Genomic DNA, 21,908 nt, shown 5'->3' with positions numbered 1-21,908 from the left:
GAAGCCGAAGCCGAAGCCGAAGCCGAAGCCGAAGCCGAAGCCGAAGCCGAAGCCGAAGCCGAAGCCGAAGCCGAAGCCGAAGCCGAAGCCGCCCCGGCACCGGTTCCCGAAAAAATCGTCGAGCGCACCATCGAAAAACGCGGCGGATTTGTTCCGGCCTTGCTGGGTGGCGCCATTGCCGCGGCTGTCGGGTTTGCACTTGGCAGCAGCGGCATGTTCTCGAGTGGCGATCAGGACGCGATTGCGGCGCTGGACTCCAAGCTGGCCGATCAGACGACCCAGATCGAAGCGCTGGCGAAATCCGCGGCCGACGGCGCGGATCTTTCCAGCAAGATTGATGCACTCACAAGCCAAGTCACTCCGCTGACCAGCGATGTTGACGGTCTGAAATCGAACCTCGATGGGCTTACGGCCAAGATCGACCCGTTGGCCAGCCGTCTGACCGAATTGGAAAGCGGCGCGCTAACCCAGGGGGCGACGCCCGAGGCGACGGCGGCCTTTGACGCCGAACTGAAAAAACTTCAGGAATCCCTGACGGCTCAGCGAGCCGAAGTCGAGAAAATGGTTGCTGATGCGCAAGCGTTGGAGGCCAAGGCGTCATCGGAAGCGTTGGCCGCCAGCAACGCGGCCCTTGTCTCGCGCCTGCACGCCCAACTGGATTCGGGTCAGCCCTATGCCGATCTGCTTGCCCAGTTGAAGGCTGGTGGTGTGGACGTACCCAACGCCTTGTCGGGTCCTGCGGAAAAAGGGGTTGCGACGCTTTCGGCGCTCAAAGACGCGTTTTCACCCGCAGCACGCACGGCTTTGGCTGATGCGCGCGACGCCGACAAGGGAACCGGTTTGGTGGCGTTCCTGCAGCGCCAGACGGGCGCGCGGTCGGTGACGCCGCAAGACGGCGATGACGCCGATGCGATCCTGTCGCGGGCGCAAGCGGCGCTGTCGGACGGTGACGTGGCGGGTGCGTTGAACGAACTCAAATCCCTGTCGGACGCGGCCAAGGCCGCAATGGCCGATTGGGAACAGGCGGCGCAAACGCGGGTCTCTGCGATGGACGCCGTAAATGCGCTTGCCTCTGGCGCGAACTCGAACTGAAGGGCCTGCCATGCTGTGGTCATTGTTTAAAATCATCGTTTTTGTTGCGATTGTCGGATTGCTGGCCATAGGGGCGATGTTCCTGATGGAAACCAGCGGCGGGGTTCAGATTACCGCTGGCGGCACGGAATACACTCTGGGGCCGTTGCAGTCGGTGATCGCGCTGGGCGTTATGGTGCTTGGAATATGGCTGTTTTTCAAACTGTTGACCCTGCTGGTCGCGACGCTGAAATTCCTCAACGGCGATGAAACCGCCCTGTCGCGTTATTTCGACCGCAGCCGCGAACAACGCGGGTATCAGGCGCTGGCCGATGGTCTGATGGCTTTGGCCTCGGGCGAGGGGCGGATTGCAATGACCAAGGCCGACAAGGCAGAAAAGCTGCTGAACAAGCCGGAACTGACCAACCTTCTGGTCGCGCAGGCGGCCGAGATGAATGGCGACACGAAAAAGGCGGCGGACACCTACAAGAAGCTGGTTACCACCAACGCCACCCGCTTTGTCGGCGTCCGTGGGATCATGAAACAGAAACTGGCCGAGGGTGATGACGAAACCGCCCGGAAGCTGGCTGAAAAGGCGCTTGCGATCAAGCCGCGCCACGCCGAAACTCAGGATATTTTGTTGGGCTTGCAGACCAAGGCGCAGGATTGGACGGGCGCGCGGTCGACGCTGACGGCAAAGCTTAAGGCCGGTCACCTGCCGCGCGATGTATTCAAGCGCCGCGATGCGGTTCTGGCCTTGTCCGAGGCCAAGGGCATTCTGGATGAAAGCGCGACCGTCGAACAGCAAGAGCACGCGATTGAGGCAAATCGCCTCTCGCCCGACCTTGTGCCTGCCGCCGCAATGGCGGCCCGCGCCTATATCGAAAAAGGCAAGCCGCGCGCCGCGACCAAAATCGTGAAAAAGGCGTGGGAGGTACAGCCGCATCCCGACCTGGCCCATGTCTTTGCTGAAATCGCACCAAATGAGACACCGGTCGAACGGATCAAACGCTTTACCGCGCTGACGCGCATCCACCCTGAAAACATGGAAACCCGCCTGATACTGGCGGAACTGAATATCGTGGCCGAGGATTTCCCCGAAGCCCGCCGCGCGATGGGCGATGTGGTGGAAAAACAGGGCGATGCGCGGGCCTATACCTTGATGGCGGCGATCGAGAGGGGCGAGGGCGCCTCGGACGCGGTGGTGCAGGGCTGGCTGGCGCGGGCGTTGAATGCGCCGCGCGGGCCGCAATGGGTTTGCGACAATTGCCATGACATTCAGCCGGAATGGGGTCCGGTTTGCCAGAACTGCGGCAGCTTTGACACGCTCAGTTGGCAAACCCCGCAAACTCCGGAAATCGCCTCGGCCACCGGCGTTCACATGCTTCCGCTGATCGTGGGCGCGTTGGAAGATAAGACCGAGCCCGAGGTCGATGAGGCCGAGGATGTGCCAAGCGAAGAGGTCATCGAGGCTGAGGTTGAGCCTGTTCGTCCTGATGTAGAGCCTGTGGTCGAAAAACAGACCTAGCGCGCTGTTTCGACGTCAAAGGCGTCGTTCCACAACTTGAACAGTTCCGCACGGCGGTTCTGATCCCTTGCCACCAGCAGCGCCGGAGACAGGGCGATGAACCGGCGCGCACTGGGTGGCAGGCCGGTATCCGCCGCATCCAGCCGCGCAACCAGACCGGACGCCGTCAGCAGCGATTGCGCCTCGGGTCCAAGGAGAAAGTCCAGAAACTCGGTCGCCGCCTGCCTGTTTTGTGCCTGTCGCGGGATCATCAGGGCGCGGGACAGGACCAGCGTGTAATCCTCGGGTAGGATCACACCCACACCAGGGGCCTGGGCGCTGGCGACATATGATCCCAAGACGTTGTATGCGATCAGAAACCGGCCCTGCGCCACGTCCCGAATGATCTCGGCTGAACAACAGGTGGCAACCGCGTCGATCCGGGCAAAGCCCTCGATCAATGACCCGAAGGTCGTCGCCTCAAGACTGTCGCCATAGGCAAACAGGTATCCCAGTCCCGAGGCCGCGATGTCATATGTGGCCACCCGCCCGCGCAACAGATCGGGTTGCGTGCGCATGGCATCCAGCAGCGCAAACCGGCTGCGGGGCACATCCTGATCGTTCATTAGAGTCTTATTATATACAATGACGGCCGGTTCAGTGGTGATCCCCCAAAGCTCATCCCGCCAGCGACGGGCATCGGGCAGAGCTTCGGTCAGGTCTGACTCGTACCGGAAACCACAGGCGGAATTCACCAGCCAAACCATCTGCTGAATGGCGGATGAAAGTACGACATCCGCCGCTGATGACCCGGTTTTACAAGCCGCGCGGCTGTGTTCGAACAACGCGTTCGAACCCCATTGTTCATAGGTGATCGCAAGGTTTGGATTGATCTCGGCAAAGCGCGCGACGACCGGCGCGATGATGGCAATGTCGGTGGTTGAGCGGATCAGCATCGGGTCATTGCCATCGCCGAACTGCGCCGTTGCCTCCTGTGCTTGCACCGAAATGGGGGCAACGGACAGAAGGACAAAGGTCAAAAAGCGGATCATCTCATGCCTCTGTGCGTGTGATGGGAAAGCTTAGCGCTGCGCGGAAACCGCCGTCGTCCCGCGTCATTTCGACCTTGCCGTCAAAGGCTTCGGCGGTTGATTTCACGATGGACAGGCCCAGCCCGGTGCTGTCCTCACCGGACCCGGTGGTGCGGTTGAACCGATCCCCCAGTTGCGCGGCCACGGATGTCGCGGGGCCGGGGCCCAGATCACGCACCCACAGCACGGCCCGCCCACCTTCCTGAGCGGCTCCGATCCGAACCGGAGGGTGCCCATGGTGCAGCGCATTGCCCAGAAGGTTCTTGGCGGCCTCGCCGATGGAAAACGCATCCGCATAAACCAGCACCGGATCTTCCCCGATATCCAGACGCACTTCGACACCCGGAGCGATCAGTTCGTGATCGCTCTGTTCCAGCACGTCCAGCGCCACTTCACGCAGATCAACCGGCCGTCGAGGTGCGCTGTCGATACGGTGGATGACCATGGCGCGGGACAACAGCTGATCCAGAAGGTTGCCCAGCGACCGGGTGCGCCCCAGCAGCCGGTCCAGCGCCCGTTTGCGGGCCGGGGCGTCGGGGTCATCCTGCGCAATCTCGGCCTGTACCCGGATCGCGGCCACAGGGGTGCGCAACTGGTGTGCGGTGTCGGCGATCAGATTGCGCATCGTATCCACCTGACGGTCCAGACGGCCCATAAAACGGTTCATCGCGCGCAGCATCACCTGCAATTCGCGCGGTAACCCATCGCTGGCCATCGGTGTCAGATCATAGGGGTCGCGGCGGGTCAGGTCTTCGGACAGTGCCTCAAGCGGGCGCAGGGCGGATCGGGTGACGAACCACGACATGATCAGCAACAGCAGGCCAGCGATCGCCATGGGCAGCAATGCATCCCGCATCAGCCCGGCGGTCATCGACTGGCGCGCGCGCAGGGTCTGGCCGACCACGATCTCAACCTCGCCCGAGAAATCGCGCTCGGCGAACAGCCGACCCAGCCGCACGAACCGCGCAGGTTCTCCATTCAGGTCGGCTGCGAAATACAGGGGCGTTCCGGGCTGATCGGGGATGTCTATGACCGTGTCCCTGTCCAGACCGGTGATGAAGGCACCTCCGGGCACTTGAACAGCGTAGAAAATCCGATCCTCGGGAGCTTGCGCAAGCAGTTGAAAGGCCGAAACCGGCAGATCGACCACGGGCGCGCCGTCCTGAATGCGCACTGACTCGGCAATATCGCTGGCCGCGCCCAGCAAAAGCCGGTCATAGGCCTGCCGTGCCGCGAGCCGCCCGTTGGCCCAGATCGACAGACCCACCAGAAAACCGCCCAGCAAAAGGATCAGCACCACCGCACTGAGCACCCGCGCCGTCAGACTGTGAGGCAAGAGAAACCTAACCATCCAGACCGATCCGGTATCCGACACCGCGCTGTGTGGTGATACTGACCGCGCTGCCTGCGAATTTCTTGCGCAGGCGGGCGATGTAAAGCTCGATGGCGTTTTCCCCGACATCCGCATCTTCGAACCCATATAGCGAGTCATACAGTCGGGCCTTGGACAGGAACTGCCCCTCGTGCCGGATCAGCGCGTCCAGCACGGCGGCCTCGCGCGCGGTCAGGGTCAGGCGCTTGCCGTCCAGCGTGGCGCTGCGATCCTTGGGGGCGTAGAGCAGCGGACCCAGCGCGATTTGTTCGCTTTTTCGGTCGGCATCGCGACGTACGAGGGCGCGCAGCCTTGCCTCAAGTTCGCGTTGATCGAAGGGCTTGCCCAGGTAGTCGTCCGCGCCCTTGTCCAGTGCTGCCACGCGATCTTCGACCGAGGTCAGCGCCGTCAGCATCAAAACCGGTGTCCGGTCCCCCGCCGCGCGCATCTTGCCCAGAAAGGTCAAACCGGACCCATCGGGCAGGTTGATGTCCAAAAGCATTGCGTCATAGCTTTGCACCGCGCGGAAATCCTGTGCGGATTCCACCGTGGCCGCCAGATCGCACACGACGCCGGATCGGGCCAGATGGGCCACGACACCCTCGGCCAGATCCTCGGCATCTTCGACCATCAAAACGCGCATGACCCCTCCCAAAGTCGGACGCCGAGCCTGTGACAGGTTCGTGACAGCATTATTCGGTAAACAGGTTTAGCCCGCAAGGAAAGACCCGTGCGGGGACCGGTTTTGGCTGCGGGGACGCGGCCCAAAAAGACCTGAGGAGGAGACACGAATGAAACTGTTTGGAACCAGCGGCGCGATTGCGGCTGCTGTTTTTGCCCTGTCCGGCGTTGCCGCCAGCGCGCAAGAATGTATTGCCCCGGCGAACCCTGGTGGTGGCTGGGACTTCACCTGCCGCCAGGTGGGTAAATCGCTGCAGGATCTGGGCCTGATCGACCAGACCATGCAAGTAGTGAACCTGGCCGGTGGCGGCGGTGGTGTGGCCTTTGCCGAGGTCGTCAACAAACGTGGCGAGGATAACGAACTGATCGTGGCCGCCAGTGCCGCCACCGCGACCCGTCTGGCGCAGGGCGCCTATCCGGGCAACACCATGGATCAGGTCCGCTGGCTGGCCGCCATCGGTGCGGATTACGGCGTGATCGCTGTGGCTGCTGACAGTCCGGTCAACACCCTGCCCGAGCTGCTGGACCAGATCAAATCTGACCCGACCTCGGTGTCGGTGGCCGGTGGGTCCGCTGTGGGTGGTTGGGACCACCTGAAAGTGCTGATTGCAGCGAATGCCTATGGCATCGAAGATGTGCGGTCGGTCAAATACATCGCCTTCGATGGCGGTGGCGAGGCTGTGACTCAGCTGCTGGCCGGTTCGGTTCAAGCCTTCACAGGCGACATTTCCGAGGCCAAAGGCTTTGTCGACTCGGGCGACATCAAGGTGATCGCGGTTCTGGCGCCCGAACGCCTGCCCGGTGAGTTTGCCGATTTCCCGACCGCCAAGGAACAGGGCATTGACGCTATCGGTGCCAACTGGCGCGGATTCTACGCCCCCGGTGGCATGAGCGATGAAGCTTATGGCGATTGGGTCGGAAAGATCGGCGATCTTTATGCTTCGGACGAGTGGAAAACCGTGATGGCCGCCAATGGTCTCGCTCCGCTGGACCTGCAGGGCGCGGATTTCCAAAACTTTGTGGCCGAATCCGTAGGTCAGATCCAGACCATCTCGAAAGAGATCGGCATCATCAAATAATCGGCTCTGATACTGGGTGTTTCGCGGTTGCGGAACACCCGACACACTCTCAAACTAATAGGAGACACCGATGAGTGACCGCATCTTCGGGGTCGTCGGACTGCTTCTCGCCATCGGATTTGCGTTTTCCGCCTTGGCGATTGAAGAGAGCTTTCTGTCCGATGCCGTCGGACCCAAAGCATTCCCGCTGATCATCGCCGCCATTCTGGGCCTGTCGAGCATCGTCATTGCGTTGCGCCCCGATGCCGAACCTGAATGGCCCGCGCTGGGTCGTCTGGTCGAAGTCGGATCGGCCGTTGTCATGATGATCCTTTATGCCGAGCTTTTGCCCGAGATCGGATTTGTCATCGCCACCGCCTTTGCTGCCGCCTATCTGGCTTGGCGTCTGGGCTCGGGCCCGATTGAGGCCGTGCTGGTGGGCATCGGCACCTCGGTCGGCATCTATGTTATTTTCCATCTGGTTCTGGGCCTGTCGCTGGCTCGTGGCCCGCTGGGGTTCTGAGGGGATATCATGGAAACTCTTGCATCCCTCGGAGACGGGTTCGCCATCGCACTGACATGGCAGAACCTGATGCTGGCCCTGCTGGGCTGTTTTCTGGGCACGATCATGGGCGCGCTGCCCGGTCTTGGCCCGTCAAACGGCGTGGCCATTCTGATCCCGCTGGCCTTTACGCTAGGGCTGGGGGCAACGCCGTCGCTGATCCTGCTGACCAGTGTCTATTATGGGGCAATGTACGGGGGTCGAATATCCTCGATCCTGCTTAACATCCCCGGAGATGAGCCTGCCATGATGACCTGCCTCGACGGGCACCCCATGGCGAAAAAGGGCTTTGCCGGTGAGGCGCTGTCGCTGTCCGGTATCGCCTCCTTCGTAGGCGCGTTTCTGGCCACATGGGGCCTGATCTTCCTTGCGCCGCAGTTAGTGAAGATCGCGCTGCTGTTTGGCCCGGCGGAATATTTCGCTTTGTTTGCGCTGGCCTTCATGACATTGGGCGGCGTGTCTTCGACCAATCAGGCGAAATCGGCCTTTGCCGCCGCGCTGGGTCTGGGGCTGGCCACGATCGGCGTTGACACCCAAACCGGCGTGCCGCGTTTCACCTTTGGCGAGGTTCACCTGTATGACGGGTTGGACTTTCTTGTCGCCATTGTCGGCCTGTTCGCCCTGTCCGAAGTGTTCATTTTCCTCGAACACCGCCACGGAGGATCGGACGCGACAAGCAGTAAGCTGAATATCGGGCGGCTCTACCCGCCGATGTCGATGGTCAAGAAATGTACCCCGACCATGCTGCGGACCTCGTTCCTGGGCTTCATTGCTGGCGTTCTGCCGGGGGCAGGTGCCTCGCTGGGCTCGTTCATTTCCTACTCGATGGAGAAACGTCTGGTCGATAAGGAAGACACGTTCGGCACAGGTGATCCTCGCGGTGTCGCCGCGCCTGAGGCGGGCAATAACGCGGCCGCCGGGGGCGCTTTGGTGCCCATGCTTGCGCTGGGTGTGCCGGGCTCGGGGACAACGGCGGTTCTGCTGGCGGTGCTGCTGGCGCTGAACATCACACCGGGGCCGCTGTTGTTCACGCAGAACCCAGATGTGGTCTGGGGCCTGATTGCGGCGCTGTTCATTGCCAACTTCATGCTGCTGGCGATGAATATCCCGATGGTGGGGTTGTTCACCCGTGTCCTGATGATCCCCTCGCGCATCCTGATGCCGATCGTGGCGATGGTCAGCTTTGTGGGCATCTACGGCATCTCGGGCTCCAGCTTTGACCTGCTGGTGATGATCGGGTTTGGCGTCATGGGCTGGGTTCTGCGCAAGCTGGACGTGCCGCTGGTGCCGATCATTTTGGGCACGCTGCTGGGCAACTCGATGGAGAACAATCTGCGCCGCGCCGTCACCATCGACAATGGCAACTGGTGGACCCTGATCGACAGCCCGCTGTCCATCGCGCTGTGGTCGATTGCGATTATCGGCTTTGTCCTGCCCCTGATCGTGGGCGCTCGGCTCAAGGCCAAGATGCATCAGCGCCGCGACGAAGAAGGCGCGATCAGCGACTGATCCAATGGGTGCCGCCCCATGCCGGGCGGCACCTGATTAGCCAATTGTCCCAATCAACTCCGTTTGCTAACGTCGCCCGCACGTCAGGGGAGGGCGTGCAAACCGAAATGCTGGACTATTCGCATAACGGCTGGCTTGTGGCGGCCTCGCTTGCAGTGGCGCTGATGGCGGGGTTCACCGGGCTTTACCTGACCCACGGCGCGTCCAAGTTGGACGATCAGCGACGCAAGCTGGTCGTGGCGCTGGCAGCGGTCATTCTGGGCGGCGGCATCTGGTCGATGCATTTCGTGGCCATGCTGGGGCTGCAGCTGCCGATCCTGTTTTATTATGACGCGCTGATCACCCTGATCTCGGCTCTGGTGGCGATCCTGATGGTCGGCTTGGCGTTGTTGCTGCTGCATTTCCGGCCCCGTACGATGCAGACAATCGCTGGCGCTGGCGTGATCGTGGGTCTTGGCATTGTTGTCATGCATTATGTCGGGATGGCAGGGATGGAGCTGTGCCGCCCGGTCTACAATGTGTGGGATATTGTAATTTCCACTGTGGCCTCGGTTGTCTTGTCCGTTCTGGCGATCTGGGTTGCCTATGACAACCGCACACAGCGCAACATCCTGCTGGGCACTGCCTGTTTCGGGCTTGCGGTCTTTACAATGCACTTCGTGGCGACCGGCCTTACGGACTTTGTCGCCAGCGACAGCGCGGGTGGGGCCGGGCCGGCCCTGAACAATCAGGTGCTGGCGATGGGCGTTACGGTGTCCGTGTTCCTGATTTGCGGGGCTTTCCTGCTGACCGGGATCAGCTTTATCGGCCCCGAGCCGGACGCCGTACCCACCCCAGCCGAGCCAGAGCCCGCCACACTGCGCGCCGGCGTTCCGTTCGAGCGCGAGGGACAGACATTTTTTGCCGAACCCGCGCGCATCGCCGCCATCCGGGCCGAAGGGCATTATACCGTTCTGTATATGGGTGCTGAAAAACTGTTCTGCCCCTGGTCGATCACCGAGGCCGAGGCGCGTCTGACATCGGATGGCTTTTTGAGGGCCCACCGCAGTTATCTGGTGAACCCCAAACATGTCTCGGGCTTTGAACGACACAAGGACAATGGCACCTGTTACTTTGATGACGTAGATGCCCTGACGAAAGTGCCGGTCAGCCGATCCCGCCTGACGGACATTCGCGACGCGCTGGGCGTCTGATCGCATCTCGTGCAGGCTATTCGCATTTCGTGAAACAAGCCGCGCGCCCGGTTTTCCCATACTGGAATGGCTGACACAGCCGCTCTTTCCTGAGTGCAGGTCCCCCAAGGCAATTTGTGCGGACCCAGGGAGGAAAAATATGATACCAGCCGGTTTTGAGTATCACCGGCCAGGCGATATCGCCTCGGCCATCGGCATTCTGCAAGAACATGGAGACGAGGCGCGTGTGATCGCGGGTGGGCACAGCCTGATCCCGATGATGAAACTGCGCATGGCCGAGATGGGCCATCTGGTCGATCTTCAGGCGATAGACGAGCTTAAGGGGATCGAGATCGGGTCTGATACCGTGACCTTGGGCGCGATGGTCACCCAGCACGAACTGATCACCCATGACGGTCTGGCCTCCGCCATTCCGCTGATCCGAGAGGCCGCGTTGCAAATCGCCGATCCGCAGGTGCGCTATATGGGCACTGTGGGCGGCAATGTCGCCAATGGCGATCCGGGCAATGACATGCCGGGGCTGATGCAGTGCATGAATGCGACGTTTGAACTCTCGGGCCCGGATGGCAATCGCAGTGTCGCCGCGCGCGACTTTTATGAGGCCGCGTATTTCACCGCCCGCGAGGACGAAGAAATTCTGACGCGTATCTCGATCCCGGTGCCCGGTGCGGGCGTCGGTCAGGCGTATGAAAAACAGAAACGCAAGATCGGCGACTATGCCACCGCCGCCGCCGCCGTGATGGTTGGCAACGGAACGGCTTCGGTTGCGATGACAAATCTCGCGGACACACCGATCTGGTCCGAAGAGGCGGGTGCCTGGTTGGCCGGAGGCAATGTCGATGGCTGCGTCGCTGCCATGCTCGACGCGATTGATCCTGTGGCAGACAATCGCGGCCCTGTCGAATTCAAGAAACATGTGGCGGGCGTCATGCTGCGCCGCGCCATCGACCGTGCGCAAAGCCGCGCGGGTTGAGGGGAGGACATCATGTCAAAAATGCACGTCAAACTCACCGTGAACGGCAAAGAGGTCGAAGGTCTGGCCGAGCCGCGCACGTTGCTGATCCACTTCCTGCGGGAAGATCTGAAAATCACCGGCCCTCATATCGGGTGCGAAACCAGCCATTGCGGGGCCTGCACCGTGGATATCGACGGGAAATCCGTCAAGTCCTGCACCACCTTTGTGGCGCAAGTGAACGGAGCTGATATCACCACTGTCGAGGGGCTGACCAATGACGATGGCAGCCTTGGTGTATTGCAGGAAATGTTCCGTGAACATCACGGGCTGCAATGTGGCTTCTGCACACCGGGCATGATCACCCGCGCGCATCGCCTGCTGCAGGAAAACCCCAACCCGACCGAGGAAGACATTCGTTTCGGCATGGCAGGGAACCTGTGCCGTTGCACCGGGTATCAGAACATCGTCAAGGCAATCTCGGCCTCGGCTGACATGCTGAACGCTCAGAAGGAGGCCGCGGAATGAACGATCAAACCATGACCCCCGAAGAACGCGCCGCCAACCTCAAAGGGATGGGCAGCTCGCGCAAACGCGTTGAGGATGTGCGCTTTACCCAAGGCAAGGGCAACTATGTCGATGACATCAAGATGGATGGGATGCTGTTTGGTGCCTTTGTCCGTTCGCCCTATGCCCACGCCCGCGTTGTCAGCGTGAACAAAGAGGTCGCGCTGGCCGTGCCCGGCGTGGTTGCCGTTTTGACCGCCGAGGATCTTGCTCCGCTTGGGCTGCACTGGATGCCGACGCTGGCCGGTGACAAACAAATGGTTCTGGCCGATGGAAAGGTTCTGTTCCAGGGGCAAGAGGTCGCCTATGTCGTGGCCGAGAACCGGTACATCGCGGCAGATGCGGCGGAACTGGTCGAGGTCGATTATGAAGAACTGCCGGTTCTGACCGATCCGTTCGAAGCGCTGAAATCCGATGTTGTCCTGCGCGAAGACCTTGAGGGTCAGACCGAGGGCGCACATGGGCCGCGCAAACATCACAACCACATCTTCACCTGGGAACAGGGCGACAAGGACGCAACCGAAGCCGTTCTGGGCGAGGCCGATGTGGTGGCCGAAGAGATGGTCTATTACCACCGTACGCACCCCTGTCCGCTTGAGACCTGCGGTTGTGTTGCGTCGATGGACAAGGTGACCGGCAAGCTGACGCTCTATGGCACCTTCCAGGCTCCGCACGCGATCCGGACGGTTGTGTCGCTGATCTCTGGCGTGGCCGAGCACAATATTCGCGTGATCAGCCCCGATATCGGTGGCGGGTTTGGCAACAAGGTGGGGGCCTATGCGGGTTATGTCTGTTCAGTTGTGGCCTCGATCGTCACCGGAAAGCCGGTGAAATGGGTCGAAAACCGGATGGAAAACCTGATGTCCACCGCTTTCGCGCGTGACTACTGGATGCAGGGCAAGATCGCGGCCACCAAGGACGGCAAGATCACTGGCCTGTGGTGCCATACCACAGCGGATCACGGCGGGTTTGACGCCTGTGCCGACCCGACCAAATTCCCGGCGGGGTTCATGAATATCTGCACCGGGTCCTATGACATCCCGACCGCCTATCTGGCTGTCGATGGGGTCTATACCAACAAGGCTCCGGGCGGTGTTGCCTATCGCTGTTCCTTCCGCGTGACCGAGGCGGCCTATTTCATCGAGCGGATGATCGAGGTTCTTGCCATCAAGCTGAACATGGACGCGGCCGAGCTGCGCCGGATAAACTTTATCCGCAAGGATCAGTTCCCGTACCAGTCTGCGCTGGGCTGGGAATATGACTCGGGCGATTATCACACCGCATGGGACAAGGCGCTTAAGGCTGTGGACTACGAAGGTTTGCGCGCAGAACAGGCGCAGCTGATCGAGGATTTTAAGGCCGGCAAAACCCGGAAGCTGCTGGGCATTGGCCTGACGCATTTCACCGAGATCGTCGGGGCCGGCCCGGTGAAGAACTGCGATATCCTTGGGCTTGGTATGTTTGACAGTTGCGAAATCCGTATCCATCCGACGGGCTCTGCCATCGCGCGGTTGGGAACGATTTCTCAGGGTCAGGGTCACGCCACCACCTTTGCCCAGATCATCGCAAGCGAGATCGGCCTGCCCGCCGATGACATCACGCTAGAGGAAGGCGATACCGACACCGCACCCTACGGTCTTGGAACCTATGGGTCTCGGTCGACACCTGTAGCAGGAGCGGCAACGGCGATGGCCGCGCGCAAAATCCGCGCCAAGGCGCAGATGATCGCGGCTTATTTGCTGGAAGTCCACGACGATGACGTCGAATGGGACGTGGATCGTTTCGCCGTCAAAGGCGCGCCTGAGCGGTTCAAGACGATGAAGGAAATCGCCTTCGCCGCCTATAATCAGGCGATACCGGGGCTGGAGCCGGGTCTGGAGGCGGTCAGCTACTATGACCCGCCCAACATGACCTATCCGTTCGGGGCCTATATCTGTGTCATGGAGATTGATGTGGATACCGGGGAATGGGATGTCCGGCAGTTCTATGCGCTGGACGATTGCGGCACCCGGATCAACCCGATGATCATCGAGGGCCAGGTTCATGGTGGTGTGACAGAAGCGCTGGCCATCGCGATGGGTCAGGAAATCGCCTATGATGAGATGGGCAACGTCAAAACCGGCACGCTGATGGATTTCTTCATTCCAACGGCTTGGGAGACGCCGAACTATACAACCGACCACACGGTGACGCCGTCTCCGCACCACCCGATTGGTGCGAAGGGCGTTGGCGAAAGCCCGAATGTCGGCGGCGTGCCAGCGTTTTCCAACGCGGTGCATGATGCCTTCCGGCCTTTTGGGTTGGTGCAGAGCCACATGCCGCATGACCATTGGCGGATCTGGAAGATTGCAAATGGGTTGGGGATGCATGGGTGATTGGGTTCGGACCGACTTGGACCGGTCCGACCGAAGCAAGGGGGCTCTGCCCCCTTGGACCCCCGGGATATTTGTAGCCAAATGAAGAACGGATCCTGGTTTTGACTTTGAGTGATGTACAAAACGGCTTGGCCGCGCAAGGTTATGTTGCCGATGATCGGTTGGCGATGGCTTTGCATCTGGCTCAGGCATTGGGGCGGCCATTGTTACTGGAAGGCCCAGCGGGTGTTGGCAAAACCGAGGTCGCCAAGGCGATGGCAGCATGGCGAGAGGCCCGGTTAATCCGTTTGCAGTGCTATGAAGGGTTGGATGCCAGCCATGCGATCTATGAATGGAACTATCAGCGGCAGCTCTTGGCGATCCGGGCGAGTGAAGCGCAGGGTGGCGCAACTGAGGCGCAGTTGTTTTCGGATTCATATCTGCTGAAACGCCCATTGTTAGAGGCTATTTCTGAAGAAATTCAACCGGTGCTGTTGATTGATGAAATTGATCGGGCGGATGAAGAGTTTGAGGCTTATCTTTTGGAAATCCTCTCGGATTTTCAGATCACGATCCCCGAGCTTGGCACGATAAAGGCCCGCACGCGGCCTATTGTCATTCTGACTGCAAACGGGACTCGGGACCTGTCCGATGCTTTGCGGCGGCGCTGTCTTTACAGCTTCTTAAACTACCCGTCGAAAGAGGCGGAGTTGGCCATCCTGAAGGCACGAATGCCGGAGGTCGAGGCGAAGCTTGCGCGGCAGATCGTCGGCGTTGTTCAATCCTTGCGCAAAGAAGAGCTTGAGAAGACGCCCGGTATTGCCGAGATGTTGGACTGGGCTGCGGCTCTGTCCGGATTGGGCGTGAACGATCTGGCAAAATCTCGGGATGAGGTTCAGGCGACGCTGGTCTGCTTGTTAAAGACCGCTGCCGACTATGACGCAACACCGCTTGAGGTAATGGATCGTCTGATCGGAAAGGTGGCCTGATGCAGGTAACGCGTTTTCCGTCTCGGGCCGCTGGCTTGTCGGACCGCATGTCGGGGTTCATTGCGCATCTGCGCATGAACGGTCTGCGTGTTGGCCCGAAGGAAACCGGGGATGCGCTGGCGGCGCTGTCGGTTGTCGAGGCAACCGATGCGGCTCAGGCGCGGCAGGCGCTGTGCGCCGTGCTGGCCGGAGATGCCGATGACTGGAGGCGCTTTGACGAATTGTTTGATGCGTTTTGGTTCAATGCGGGAAAGCAGCGAACGGGATTAGCACAGAACACGCATGTCCGGGTTCAATCCGCGAAACCGATAATCTGGCAGGGGTTGGATCAGGACGGGGCAGAGTCTCAGACAGATGGAAATCAGGCAGCCACCACTCCTGATCCGGGCGACGGCGAGGCCGAAGGGATGGACGGGACGCTGATTGCGACCCGAACGGCCAACCTGTCGCGCCGAGATCTGCGGGAGTTGATGGATGAACAGACCCTAAAACAGGCGGAAATGGCCGCCATGCGGATCGCGCGCGCCATTCGGGATCGGCGATCGCGCCGCCGCAAACGCGCCTTGCGTGGGTCCGAGTTGGACATGCGGCGCATTCAACGGGCCAGTTTGGCGCGCGGAGGCGAGCCCCTTGACCTGTATCGCAAGGCCCGACCGCCGCGGCCGATGCGAATTGTGGCGCTGTGCGATGTCAGCGGGTCAATGACCGTCTATTCGCGAGTTTTTCTGGCCTTTCTAAAAGGGCTGATCGGCAGCGGATCAGAGGCGGATGCCTATCTGTTCCACACACGCCTGCTGCGGGTCACCGACGCCCTGCAAGACCATGATACTCTGCGGGCCGCCGGGCGGCTGTCACTTATGGCCGAAGGGTTCGGAGGCGGTACCGATATTTCGGGATCCTTGGAAAGTTTCCTGCAAGGATACGGGGCACGCGCATTGAATGGTCGAACGGTCGTTCTCATCCTGTCGGATGGGTATTGCAGTTCAGACCCACAGGCTTTGGGTGCGGTTTTGGAACGCATACGGCGTAAGGCCCGGCGGATTGTGTGGCTCAATCCGCTGAAAGGGTGGGAGTCCTATGAACCCGTCGCAGCGGCGATGCAGGCGGCAGAACCTTATCTGGATGCACATCTGCCCGCCAACACGCTTGAGGCGCTGGCCGCGCTGGAACCTCAGTTCCGGACGTTGTGAAAGGAGAACACATGCCCGGTTTTGACATATTCGACAGGATTGAGACGCTGCGCAAAACAGGTGAGTCGTTCTGTGTCGCAACAGTCCTGCGTACGGCAGATGCAACCTCGGCCAAGGCGGGTGCCAAGGCGGCGGTGACCCGCGATGGCGCGATCATCGGCCATCTGGGCGGCGCTTGCGTTCAACGTGCTGTGCGCAGTTCGGCGGTGCAGGCTCTGGCCAGCGGGGCACCCCAGATGATCCGCGTCAAACCCTCGGACAAGGTGGTGGCGATGACGGATCCGGACGGCGTTCAGACATTCAAAAGCGGCTGCCCGTCGGGCGGCACAGTGGATGTCCTGGTCGAGCCCTATCAACACGCACCGCGGCTGGTGATCTTCGGAGACACGCCGATTGCGATCGCTCTGGCGTCTCATGCGAAACTGCTGGGACTACGGGTTTACGCGAATGCTGAACATGCCGATGCAACGCAGCACTTCGACTCCAGCGCGCTGGAGGGCCTGGGTATTGAGCCCAGAGATTTCGTTGTCGTTGCGTCGCAGGGTCAAGGGGACGGTGCGGCCCTGAAGGCTGCGCTTGAGTCACCAGCCCGGCGCGTATCGATGGTGGCCAGCCGCCGAAAGGCGCAGGTTCTGTGTGATAAGCTTGAGGCGCAGGGCTTGGACCCGGCGCGAACCAAGGCGCTCAAGGCCCCGGCAGGGCTGCATATCCACGCTGTTGATCCGCATGAAATTGCCCTGTCGATCCTGGCAGAAATTGTAAATTGGCGTAACACCGACCGATCCGAGGAGACCGCTCATGATGAAAAAATGGCGTGACAGGTTGCGGGGTTTCTGGCCTTCTGACCGCAAACTGATGGCTCAGGAAGCTGCGGAAGAGGCGCTGCGCGTCTACCCGAGATGTTGTTGAACAAAGGACGATCCGAATGGAACTAAGTGACGAAATCCGCATTGCGGCCCCGCGCGACGTTGTCTACCACGCGCTTAACAATCCGGACGTGCTGCGCGAATGCATCCCCGGATGTGAGGAACTGACGCAGTCCGAGGCGGATCATCTTGAGGCCAAAGTGGTGCTCAAGATCGGTCCGGTGAAGGCCAAGTTTGCGGGTGAGGTGACCCTGGACACTGCCAACGCGCCCAACGGGTTTTCGCTGAACGGCGAGGGCAAGGGCGGTGCGGCCGGATTTGCCAAGGGCGGGGCGGACGTGACCTTGACCGAGGACGGAGCTGAAACGGTTCTTGCCTACACAGCAAAGGTGGATGTCGGCGGCAAGATCGCGCAATTGGGCAGCCGTCTGATTGCGGGGACCGCCAAAAAGCTGTCAGGCAAGTTCTTTACGCGCTTTGGTGAGATTGTCTCTGAACAACAGGTGTCCTGACAGACGGGCAACATGCAGGCCCCGCATTGGGGTCTGCGGTCAGGTCCTATCGAACGCAAAGCGCGTAATGTGTTCGTACACCTCATCGGGATAAAGAACTGCGTTCGGAAAACCCGGTTTGTTCGGCGCGTCGGGCCAGACCTGCGGCTCGATCGCGATGCCTGCGAAATTTCCGTAGATACGATCACCCAGGCCTTTGCGCATCGGCTCGTCAAGTTGCGCGGCCGTATAAATCTGCAGTCCTGGTTCGGTCGTTAGAACGGTCATTTGAATTCCCGATTGCGGCGCATAAAGGCTTGCCACCTTGCGGATGTCCCTGCGCGTTGGGGCGAGGCAGAAGTTGTGGTCGATCTCCTGCCCACCGATGGCCCGTGCAGTACCAAAGTCAAACGCGCTTCCTGCGGTGGGCAGCAATTCTCCGGTCGGGATCAGATCGTCGTCCACTTGCAAATAGGATGCGGCGTCGATCTGAAGGGCGTGGCCCGAGATATCGTTGCTGCCATCAAGGTTGAAATACCCGTGCGGGGCGAAGTTGCACAGGCTGGGGTTTTGACACTTCGCGCGGAGTGTCACCTGCAGGCTATTGCCGCCTGCGATCTCATAGAATGCCCGGACGTCCAGATGACCGGAGAAGCCCATGTGCTCATCAGGCATTGATAGCGACAGTTCAACGGATTGAGTATCGACATTCTCGATGCGCCAAACCTGATGGCTGCTGCCCTCAGCGCCACCGTGCAGCGTGTGCCGCCCCAGAAAATTGCGCTGGGTCTGATACTCCTGTTCAGCAATTCGATAGCGACCATTGCCGATCCGGTTGGCGAACCGACCGACAATGGCGCCGAAATAAGTGCCGCTGGTCAGGTAATCGTCCAGGCTTTCCCAACCCAAAACCAAGGGGTGCGGGACCCCGGACAACCGCAAGTCCTGAACTGTTGCACCGTAGGTCAGAATTGCCGCGTTGAGGTCCTGGCCTTTCAGCTCAATGCGGTCGATCCGCGTGCCGTCCGGCATGTGCCCAAATGTGGTGACGTTTGCTGGCATCGCTGTCTCAGGCGCGTGGACCGAACAGCTTGTAAAGCTCGATGGTCGTTTTGACGCCCACTTTCTGCTGAATGCGGCCCCGATGAATCTCGACCGTCCGGGGGCTGATCCCAAGCTCTGTGCCGATTTCCTTGCTGGATGTGCGCTCGGGGTGCGCAAGGATATGCTGTAGAACCTCCTCTTCGCGTTCGGTCAGAAGATCGCGTCTTTCGGCCAGTGCGCGGGCTTGCGCTTTGGCGGCCCGCAACCGAGAACCGACATCCTGCGCGGCCTCGATGCGTTCGATCAGCACCCGCAGATCGAAGGGTTTTTCAAGAAAGTCGATCGCCCCGGCCTTGGTTGCGCGCACGGATTCAGGAATGCCACCATGACCGGAAATGAAAATGATCGGGATCGTTGAATTGCGGGAAACCAGATGGTCCTGCAACTCCAGCCCATCCATACCGGGCATGCCGTAATCCAGAATGAGGCACCCTTCGGCATCTTCACCCACGCCGTCCAGAAAAGCCTGTGCGCTGGCGAAATGGTGCACGTCCATCCCGCGTTTAGTCAGCGATCGGGACAGCGCGACGCGCACGTCGTCGTCGTCATCAACAATGAATACGGTCCGAGAATTGGCCGTCATGCGTCATCCTCATCATGGTCACTGCGCCTGAGCGTAAAGCAGAACCGGGCGCTGCCACTATCGGTCGGCTCAAACCGGATCTCGCCGCCATTGGCTTTGACGATCGTGCGGCAGATCGAAAGGCCCAACCCCATGCCATCGCTTTTCTGCGTATCAAAGGTATTGAACAAGGTGACATCGCCGCTGACGCCCGGACCGTTGTCCTCGACCTGAACTTCGACCAGAGCGTCTGAAACGATGGTTTGAATTGCAATCCTCCGTTTGCGAGTGTCGCTGGTCGCCAAAGCGTCGATGGCATTGCGCAAAAGATTGACAAGCACCTGCGCGATCTGCGTCCGGTTCCCAGTAACTTGCGGCAGCGCTTCTTCAGTGTAATCCAGCCGAATTTGGTGCAGCCGTGCCTCGGCCTCCATCAGCCCAACTGTTTGCTGAATCAAACCATTCAGGTCAAACGGCATCTGGCGCCCTCGATCTTTGCGCACCACCTCGCGCAGGGCACGGATGATGTCGCCTGCCCGGTGGGCCTGCCGGTCAATGTCGGACAGGATTTCCACAAGTTCAGGATCGGCAGTATCCATCTCTTCTAACGTGAACTTGGCCGCATCGACGTTGTAGGAAATCGCACTCAGCGGCTGGTTCAACTCATGCGCCAGACCCGAGGCCATTTCCCCCATCAGATTTACACGCGCCACATGAGACAGATCGCGACCCAGACGGCGGGCTTCTTCTTCGGCCTGCTTCTGGTCGCTCACATCGTCGATGATGGCCACCGCATGATCGGGCACGCCGTTCTCGTCGCGGATGAGGATCGCGTTGACCCGCAGCCAGATCGGAGTGTTGTCCTTGCGGATGAACTGGCTTTCCGTGATGAATTCGGAATCCTGCAGCAGTGTATCGCGGAACTTGATCGCGATGTCCTGACGGTCGGGTGGCAAGATATCCGTCAGCGTCAGCGTCTCAAACGCGTTTTCGTCGAACCCCATGATGTCGCAGAGCTGGTCGTTGACCCGCAGGAACCGCCCGGTTTCCGGCGATATCTGCGCCATCCCGCGCGAGGCCAGATCCAGCGTACGTCCATAGGCGCGCTCAAACCGCTGCCTTTGGCGCATTTGCTGGGTCAATGCCTCGCCCGTATCTTCAAGCTCGCGGTAGGGGCTGTGCAGACCCTCCTCGGGCGTGATCTCACCGGATGAGACTTTTCGGGTTTGACTGGCAAAGCTGCGCACCGGCGCATAAATCCGGTCGGCCAGCGCCAGCCCGATTGCGCCGGTCAGGATCGCAATGGCCAGCGCGATCCAGATGCCCTGAACCCTGTTCTTCTTGATCTCACCGATAAAGTTATCTTCGGCTGCGTAAAGCCCAATCAACCAATTGAGTCCGGGTTCCGAAACTTCGATCAGCATGGCGACATAGCCCTGACCGTTCAGTTCAAAGTCGCTGTAGGTTGGTCCGGTTTCACCCGGTGAACCGTTGGGAACAAGCGTGCCAAATGCCTCTTGCGCCAATGGGTCGTCAATCTGATCCACGGTCGCAAGCTGCGGTGCGTCCATATCCGCATCCTGCCGGATCAGGACCAGAGTGGGATGGGCCAGAACCGCGCCGTCCGCGTTCAAAACCATCGCAGCGCCGCGACGCTCGGACCAGATGTCCAAAAGAAAGTCCGACAGGGCGTCGATCTGAATATCGATCCCAAGAATGGCGCGCAGCGTACCGTCCTTGTTCATCACTGGAACCGCATATGTGATCCCCGGTTGGCGTGAGGTGTAGAAAATATAGGGCGCGGTCCAGATCGGCTCTTGCGCCTGTTCCACCATCCGGAACCAGGGACGGGTGCGGGCCTCATAAGTGTCTGATTGGGTCACTTCGGTGTCGACCAGCGTGAACCGGTCGTTCCGCCACAGGAAATCGGCCGGGTGATCGGACTGCCCAAATTCAAATGGCGGGATGAACTTGGTCCGGTATCGTCCCGGTTCCTCGCTGCGCATGACATAGACAAAGCGACCGGTCTCATCCGCCAGATAGATACCGGCAAGCTGCGGTGCAGCCTGCAATTGCTGAAAGAAGTGACTTTCCAGCGCGCTGTTGTCGGCGATGTCCAGAACGTCGTTTTCCGCTAAGCGCCGCGTGGCGTCCAAGGCCTGTCGCGCCGGGTTCAGAAAGCTTTTGACCTGCCCGATGACATTCACGCTGACCTCGTTCAGCGAAATCCGGGATTGCCGCAACAGTGCGTTTTCCGAACTCACGAAGGTGGACAACGTGACGGTCAGAATGGCCAGGAATTGCAGTCCCCCCAGACACAAGGCCAAAGTCGCCCGCAGCGATCTTTGTCTGCGTGCGGGTTCAGCCTGTTCACGAAGAACCGCGTGTTTTCTGACCTGTTCCAAGCCTCTACCAAACACCTCTATTTTGGGCCCCGCGCCAACCGCAAAACGGTGTTGCGACAACAGGATGCCCACATCCCGGCCATACGCTATACGTAAACTAACGTATAGACACCCGTTCATTGCATTCGCTTTTCTCTTGCGCAGCTGAACGCCCTGATTCCCAACACGAAACAGGTCGATCAACGAAGAAAAAAACAGACAACAGGAGTGTCAAAGTGTTGAAAAAATCTTCAATCGCCGCGGTCGTCACCGCCGCTGTCATGGCCCCAGCTGCATATGCAGAAGAGTTTATTACGATTGGGACGGGTGGAGTTACGGGTGTTTATTATCCGACGGGTGGTGCGATTTGTCGTTTGGTGAACAAGGGTCGTAAGGAGCATGGGG

At 60.1% G+C, this 21,908-nt stretch carries 19 protein-coding genes; 13 read left to right on the top strand and 6 right to left on the bottom strand.

All coding sequences use genetic code 11. From position 1 onward, the window contains the following. Together ACR0CR_RS20185 and ACR0CR_RS20180 are read left to right on the top strand one after the other, a co-directional pair. Positions 1-1,092 (top strand): COG4223 family protein (locus tag ACR0CR_RS20185; RefSeq protein WP_480602663.1); only part of this gene is annotated, 1,092 nt, incomplete at its 5' end. A gap of 10 nt (positions 1,093-1,102) precedes the next feature. Then, positions 1,103-2,599, top strand: a complete 1,497-nt coding sequence (locus ACR0CR_RS20180; protein WP_480602661.1) for a heme biosynthesis HemY N-terminal domain-containing protein — start codon at positions 1,103-1,105, stop codon at positions 2,597-2,599. On the opposite strand, the gene ACR0CR_RS20175 is transcribed toward ACR0CR_RS20180, so the two are convergent. Genes ACR0CR_RS20175 through ACR0CR_RS20165 form a run of 3 tightly spaced genes read right to left on the bottom strand, consistent with a single transcriptional unit; the run spans position 2,596 to position 5,684 of the window. Continuing rightward, positions 2,596-3,630: an ABC transporter substrate-binding protein gene (locus tag ACR0CR_RS20175; RefSeq protein WP_480602659.1), complete on the bottom strand. Its 1,035-nt coding sequence runs from the start codon at positions 3,628-3,630 to the stop codon at positions 2,596-2,598. The genes ACR0CR_RS20180 and ACR0CR_RS20175 overlap by 4 nt on opposite strands. A 1-nt stretch (position 3,631) precedes the next feature. Further along, entirely contained in the window at positions 3,632-5,020 is a 1,389-nt protein-coding gene (locus tag ACR0CR_RS20170; RefSeq protein WP_480602657.1) for a sensor histidine kinase, read from the bottom strand. Then, positions 5,013-5,684: a response regulator transcription factor gene (locus ACR0CR_RS20165; RefSeq protein ID WP_480602655.1), complete on the bottom strand. Its 672-nt coding sequence runs from the start codon at positions 5,682-5,684 to the stop codon at positions 5,013-5,015. The genes ACR0CR_RS20170 and ACR0CR_RS20165 overlap by 8 nt, the downstream gene beginning before the upstream one ends. A gap of 148 nt (positions 5,685-5,832) precedes the next feature. Here ACR0CR_RS20165 and ACR0CR_RS20160 point away from each other — a divergent pair, with 148 nt between their 5' ends. The 11 genes from ACR0CR_RS20160 to ACR0CR_RS20110 all read left to right on the top strand — a co-directional run bounded on the left by ACR0CR_RS20160 (position 5,833) and on the right by ACR0CR_RS20110 (position 17,474). Next, positions 5,833-6,801, top strand: coding sequence for a Bug family tripartite tricarboxylate transporter substrate binding protein (locus ACR0CR_RS20160; protein ID WP_480602652.1), 969 nt, complete (start codon positions 5,833-5,835; stop codon positions 6,799-6,801). 70 nt (positions 6,802-6,871) lie between these two features. Further along, on the top strand, positions 6,872-7,303 hold the full coding sequence (locus ACR0CR_RS20155) for a tripartite tricarboxylate transporter TctB family protein (RefSeq protein ID WP_170657010.1): 432 nt from the start codon (positions 6,872-6,874) through the stop codon (positions 7,301-7,303). Positions 7,304-7,312: 9 nt separating this feature from the next. Continuing rightward, positions 7,313-8,851 (top strand): tripartite tricarboxylate transporter permease, encoded by a 1,539-nt coding sequence (locus ACR0CR_RS20150; protein ID WP_480602651.1) that lies wholly within the window; start codon positions 7,313-7,315, stop codon positions 8,849-8,851. 107 nt (positions 8,852-8,958) lie between these two features. Beyond that, positions 8,959-10,044 (top strand): MHYT domain-containing protein, encoded by a 1,086-nt coding sequence (locus tag ACR0CR_RS20145; protein ID WP_480602665.1) that lies wholly within the window; start codon positions 8,959-8,961, stop codon positions 10,042-10,044. Positions 10,045-10,183: 139 nt separating this feature from the next. Further along, a complete protein-coding gene (locus tag ACR0CR_RS20140; protein WP_480602648.1) occupies positions 10,184-11,017 on the top strand; it encodes an FAD binding domain-containing protein in 834 nt (277 codons plus the stop codon). Between the two features lie 12 nt (positions 11,018-11,029). Further along, complete coding sequence (locus ACR0CR_RS20135) at positions 11,030-11,524, top strand: (2Fe-2S)-binding protein (RefSeq protein WP_170473684.1); 495 nt, start codon at positions 11,030-11,032, stop codon at positions 11,522-11,524. Further along, positions 11,521-13,938 (top strand): aerobic carbon-monoxide dehydrogenase large subunit, encoded by a 2,418-nt coding sequence (locus ACR0CR_RS20130; RefSeq protein WP_480602645.1) that lies wholly within the window; start codon positions 11,521-11,523, stop codon positions 13,936-13,938. The genes ACR0CR_RS20135 and ACR0CR_RS20130 overlap by 4 nt, the downstream gene beginning before the upstream one ends. 101 nt (positions 13,939-14,039) lie before the next feature. Further along, entirely contained in the window at positions 14,040-14,906 is an 867-nt protein-coding gene (locus ACR0CR_RS20125; protein ID WP_480602642.1) for an AAA family ATPase, read from the top strand. Then, positions 14,906-16,096 carry a vWA domain-containing protein gene (locus ACR0CR_RS20120; protein ID WP_480602639.1) on the top strand — a complete coding sequence of 397 codons (1,191 nt, stop codon included), beginning with the start codon at positions 14,906-14,908 and terminating at the stop codon, positions 16,094-16,096. The genes ACR0CR_RS20125 and ACR0CR_RS20120 overlap by 1 nt, the downstream gene beginning before the upstream one ends. 11 nt (positions 16,097-16,107) lie before the next feature. Further along, entirely contained in the window at positions 16,108-16,914 is an 807-nt protein-coding gene (locus ACR0CR_RS20115) for an XdhC family protein (protein ID WP_480602637.1), read from the top strand. 107 nt (positions 16,915-17,021) lie between these two features. Continuing rightward, positions 17,022-17,474, top strand: coding sequence for an SRPBCC family protein (locus ACR0CR_RS20110; protein WP_480602635.1), 453 nt, complete (start codon positions 17,022-17,024; stop codon positions 17,472-17,474). Between the two features lie 39 nt (positions 17,475-17,513). On the opposite strand, the gene ACR0CR_RS20105 is transcribed toward ACR0CR_RS20110, so the two are convergent. Genes ACR0CR_RS20105 through ACR0CR_RS20095 form a run of 3 tightly spaced genes read right to left on the bottom strand, consistent with a single transcriptional unit; the run spans position 17,514 to position 21,524 of the window. Further along, entirely contained in the window at positions 17,514-18,515 is a 1,002-nt protein-coding gene (locus ACR0CR_RS20105) for an aldose epimerase family protein (protein WP_480602634.1), read from the bottom strand. Positions 18,516-18,522: 7 nt separating this feature from the next. Continuing rightward, positions 18,523-19,140: a response regulator transcription factor gene (locus ACR0CR_RS20100; protein ID WP_480602633.1), complete on the bottom strand. Its 618-nt coding sequence runs from the start codon at positions 19,138-19,140 to the stop codon at positions 18,523-18,525. Next, entirely contained in the window at positions 19,137-21,524 is a 2,388-nt protein-coding gene (locus tag ACR0CR_RS20095) for a cache domain-containing protein (protein WP_480602631.1), read from the bottom strand. Before ACR0CR_RS20095 ends, ACR0CR_RS20100 begins: the two co-directional genes overlap by 4 nt. Positions 21,525-21,908: the final 384 nt, after the last annotated feature.

Source organism: Ruegeria sp. AM2 (assembly GCF_056540685.1).
The sequence above is the reverse complement of the archived record's forward strand: the minus strand, read 5'-3'. Positions and strand labels throughout refer to the sequence as shown.